General features: G+C 53.7%; 1 protein-coding gene and 1 pseudogene. Both read left to right on the top strand.

The window, feature by feature from the left end:
* The first annotated feature begins 8 nt into the window (after nucleotides 1-8).
* Nucleotides 9-360 (top strand): annotated as a pseudogene (locus tag MHY24_RS11985) (transposase).
* The coding region (locus tag MHY24_RS11980; protein ID WP_239230925.1) for an IS3 family transposase at nucleotides 357-943 on the top strand (587 nt) is incomplete at its 3' end. The pseudogene MHY24_RS11985 and the gene MHY24_RS11980, both read left to right, overlap by 4 nt.

Below are 943 nucleotides of genomic sequence, written 5' to 3'. Positions count from 1 at the left end.
CCCAGGTTTTGTTCCGTTTAAGTAGATGGGAAAATCTGGAATATGCCAAGAAAATTTGACCAGGATGCAAAGGACCGTGTGGTCCGTCTCGTGGAAGATCGCATCTTGGCAGAAAATATGTCGATGCAAGCCGCGTGCCAGGCAGTAGCTCCAAAGCTGGGGGTTTCATGGCATACGGCCCGTCAATGGACTCAACAGGCCCGTCGTGCGGGAAACATCCCAGAACCTGTGCCTGAAGATTTGGCCGCGGAAAACGCGAGGCTGCGTCGTGAAAATCAAGAGCTACGCGACACTAATGAGCTGCTGAAGGCCGCTTCAGCTTTTTTCGCGTCGGAACTCGACCCAAAACGTCGGAAATGATCCGGTTCATCGATGAATACCGGGTTCGTTTCTCTGTCGAGTTCATCTGTAAGACGTTGAAGAATAACCGGGCTGGTGGGTTCATCACCTCGCGTGGCTATCGCCAGTCCAAGGCCCGTGGGTTAAGTGCTCGTCGCCTTCGTGATGCTGTGCTGGTCGAACGCATTAGAACTGTTCATCGGGATAATTACGGTGTCTACGGTGTACGGAAAATGTGGCATGCTCTCCGCCGTGACGGAATTGATATCGGTCGTGAACAAACTGCCCGTTTAATGCGCTTGGCCGGTGTTTCTGGCAAAGGCAAAGGCAGATCACCTCTTACAACCCGTAAGCCTAACGTGCCTGATCTGCGCCCAGACTTGGTCGAGCGTGAGTTCAAAGCCCCCGGCCCGAACAAACTGTGGGTGGCTGACATTACGTATGTGCGCACGAAGAAAGGCTTTGTGTATGCCGCGTTTGTCACCGACGTTTACTCCCGACGGATCGTTGGGTGGGCGTTATCAGACTCCATGCGCACCGAGGCGTTGCCGCTGCAAGCTCTTAATCAGGCGATCGTGTGTGCTGAGGAAACAACAGGTCTCAT

Source organism: Corynebacterium sp. ACRPQ (assembly GCF_022347225.1).
Lineage (GTDB): Bacteria > Actinomycetota > Actinomycetes > Mycobacteriales > Mycobacteriaceae > Corynebacterium > Corynebacterium tuberculostearicum_D.
Note: the sequence above shows the minus strand (reverse complement) of the source record. Positions and strands in the feature narration are given on the sequence as shown.